Annotated in this window: 4 protein-coding genes and 1 pseudogene; 2 read left to right on the top strand and 3 right to left on the bottom strand. The window is 73.5% G+C overall.

The genetic code is table 11. The features are described from left to right. The coding region (locus H5J29_RS27710) for a response regulator transcription factor (protein WP_181783936.1) at positions 1-199 on the top strand (199 nt) is incomplete at its 5' end. A gap of 300 nt (positions 200-499) precedes the next feature. Here the strand turns inward: H5J29_RS27710 and glpX are convergent. Continuing rightward, positions 500-1,546 (bottom strand): class II fructose-bisphosphatase, encoded by a 1,047-nt coding sequence (gene glpX / locus H5J29_RS27705; protein WP_181783935.1) that lies wholly within the window; start codon positions 1,544-1,546, stop codon positions 500-502. 278 nt (positions 1,547-1,824) lie between these two features. Between glpX and H5J29_RS27700 the strand changes: the two genes are divergently transcribed. Further along, on the top strand, positions 1,825-2,433 hold the full coding sequence (locus H5J29_RS27700) for a DUF4245 domain-containing protein (protein WP_181783934.1): 609 nt from the start codon (positions 1,825-1,827) through the stop codon (positions 2,431-2,433). Positions 2,434-2,448: 15 nt separating this feature from the next. On the opposite strand, the gene H5J29_RS27695 is transcribed toward H5J29_RS27700, so the two are convergent. Together H5J29_RS27695 and H5J29_RS27690 are read right to left on the bottom strand one after the other, a co-directional pair. After that, entirely contained in the window at positions 2,449-2,658 is a 210-nt protein-coding gene (locus H5J29_RS27695) for an exodeoxyribonuclease VII small subunit (RefSeq protein ID WP_181783933.1), read from the bottom strand. Beyond that, positions 2,651-2,850: pseudogene (locus tag H5J29_RS27690) on the bottom strand (exodeoxyribonuclease VII large subunit); the annotation flags it as partial. The gene H5J29_RS27695 and the pseudogene H5J29_RS27690, both read right to left, overlap by 8 nt.

Raw genomic sequence — 2,850 nt, 5'->3', positions numbered from 1 at the left:
CCCTCACCCCCGCAGGGTGTGCTCCAGGGTGTCCAAACTCGCCCAGGGACACACCGCGGGGGCGATCGGGCGGCGGCTCGGGATCGCGGAGCGCACCGTGCACAAGCACCTCGAACGCTGCTACAGCAAGCTCGGGGTGGCGGACCGGCTCAGTGCCGTCCTCCGGGCCCAGCGACTGGGCCTCGTGGGCCCGAGCTGATCGCCCGTTCGGTCCAGTCGATGGATACGTAAAGTTGTGGATGAACCCGGATGGCGGCCTGGACCAGGATGGAACCCGAGCCGCCGGAGGGGCGGCGGACAGTGGAGCGGGCACCTGCGCGTGCCTGATCCGGCGCGGGGCAGGGCACGGCCCCGCGCCGGCCTCCGTTGCGGAAGGCCGCATCCCCGCGCTGCCGCCGGGCCCGGCCCCCGAAGAAGGTCTGCGCCGCTGCACCGGCTGCCGACGCACGAACGGCACTCCCGTGCGGACAGGCCGCCCGAGAGTGCCGTTCGAGGGACACTAGGGGAGCGGGCGGTCCTCGGCGTCGCGCTCCTCGGCGTCGAAGTCCACCGAGGCGTACTCGCGAAGCTTCGTGAGGCGGTGGTAGCCGTCGATCATCCGGACCGTGCCGGACTTCGACCGCATCACGATCGACTGCGTGGTGCATCCGCCCGCGCGGTAGTGCACGCCGCGCAGCAGGTCCCCGTCCGTGACGCCGGTGGCGCAGAAGAACACGTTCTCGCCGGTCACGAGCTCGCCGGTGGTGAGCACCCGGTCCAGGTCGTGACCTGCGGAGATCGCCTTCGAGCGCTCCTCGTCGTCCTTCGGCCAGAGCCTGCCCTGGATCTCCCCGCCCATGCACTTGAGCGCGGCCGCGGCGATGATCCCCTCCGGGGTGCCGCCGATGCCGACCAGCATGTCGACGCCGGTGGTCGGCCGCGCGGCGGCGATCGCGCCGGCCACGTCGCCGTCGGAGATGAAACGGATCCGTGCGCCCGTGGCCCGGACGTCCTCGATCAGCTGCTGGTGCCGCGGCCGGTCGAGAACAGTGACCGTGACGTCCCGGACGTCGATCTCCTTGGCCTTCGCGACCGCGCGGATGTTGTCCCCCACGGGCTTCGTGATGTCGATCGAGCCCGCCGCGTCCGGCCCGACGGCGATCTTCTCCATGTAGAACACAGCCGACGGGTCGAACATCGCGTCCCGCTCGGCCACCGCGAGGACGGCCAGCGCGTTGGGCATGCCCTTCGCCATCAGGGTGGTGCCGTCGATGGGGTCCACTGCGACGTCGCACCAGGGGCCCTCGCCGTTGCCCACCTGCTCGCCGTTGAACAGCATGGGCGCCTCGTCCTTCTCGCCCTCGCCGATCACCACGACCCCGCGCATCGAGACGGTGCCGATGAGCTGGCGCATCGCGTCGACGGCAGCGCCGTCCCCGCCGTTCTTGTCGCCGCGGCCGACCCAGCGCCCCGCCGCCATCGCGGCCGCCTCCGTGACCCGCACCAACTCCATGGCGAGGTTGCGGTCCGGTGCTTCGCGACGTCGTTCGGGCTTGGGGACGGTCATCGGGCCTCCTTGGCTCGGTTCTCTCGTCTGCTCGCGCGGTCCACCGGGTCAGCGGTGCGGCGGGGTTCGACCGATCCTCGCAGAACCCGGGCCCGGGCGGGGCGGAGAGCGACGGACGCCATGCGGCCTCGATGGGTCGACTCCGCAGGCTCCGTCTCCGTGCCGATGGGTCGACTCCGCAGGCTCCGTCTCCGTGCCGATGGGTCGACTCCGCAGGCTCCGTCTCCGTGCCGACGGTCGGCTCCGCACGCTCCACCTGCGTGGAGCACCATGGAGGCGTGAGCACCGACCCGTCCTCCCCGCAGCCGCCGAGCAAACCGTCCCGCGGGTCCCTGCGCGTGCGGGACATGCTGGGCGCGCTGGTGATCCTGCTGGTGATCGCCCTGGTCGGTGGCGGCGTGCGGTCCTGCAGCTTCTCGCCGGGCGGCCCCACGGTGGACCCGGACTCCGCCCCTCAGGTCGACGCACCGGCCCAGCTCACCGAGTTCGCGAAGTCGTCCGTCTTCCCGCTCCGGGTCCCTGCGCTGCCGGAGGGCTGGCGCGCGAACTCCACCGACCGCGGCCCGGTGGCCGAGGGCGGCACCGCCGTCCGAGTGGGGTACCTCGCCCCGAGCGGCCGGTACCTGCGGCTCGTGCAGAGCGACGGCTCGGAGGAGGGCCTGCTCGCCACGGAGGGCGGCCCGCCCGCGGGCACCGGTGTCGTCGAGGCGGGCGGCCTGCAGTGGGTCGTCTACCAGGCCGAGGGCAGCGAGCCCTTCCGCGTGACGACGTCGCCGGACGGCGTCCGCTGGCTGGTCACGGGCAGCGCGGCCGACGACGAATTCCGCACCCTCGCCGACGCCGCCGCGGCCGGGCAGCTCCTCCCGCCGGGGGCGGAGCAGAACTAGTCCCACCGCTCCCGGCTAGTCGTCCGCCTCGCCGAGGGCCTGCTCCACGCGCTCCCGCGCGCCTGCGAGGGCCTCCTCGCACCGCTTGGCCAGCGCCTCGCCGCGCTCCCACAGGGCGACCGAGGCGTCCAGGCCCAGGCCGCCCGCCTCCAGGGCGCGCACGACCTCGACCAGCTCGTCGCGGGCCTGCTCGTAGCCGAGCTCTCCGATGGGGGTGTCAGGCATCGGGGACATCCTGCACCGAGGCGTGCACGACGCCGTCGCCCACCCTGATCCGGACCGGGTCCCCGGAGGTCACGTCCGAGACCGAGCGCAGGACCGGCAGCACGTCGTCGCCGGTGACCCGCTGGACGATCGCGTACCCGCGGGCGAGGGTCGCGGCGGGGCCGAGCGCGGTGAGCCGGGCACGCAGGTGCG

The sequence above is a fragment of the Pseudonocardia pini genome (assembly GCF_013870575.1).
GTDB lineage: Bacteria > Actinomycetota > Actinomycetes > Mycobacteriales > Pseudonocardiaceae > Pseudonocardia > Pseudonocardia pini.
Note: the sequence above shows the minus strand (reverse complement) of the source record. Positions and strands in the feature narration are given on the sequence as shown.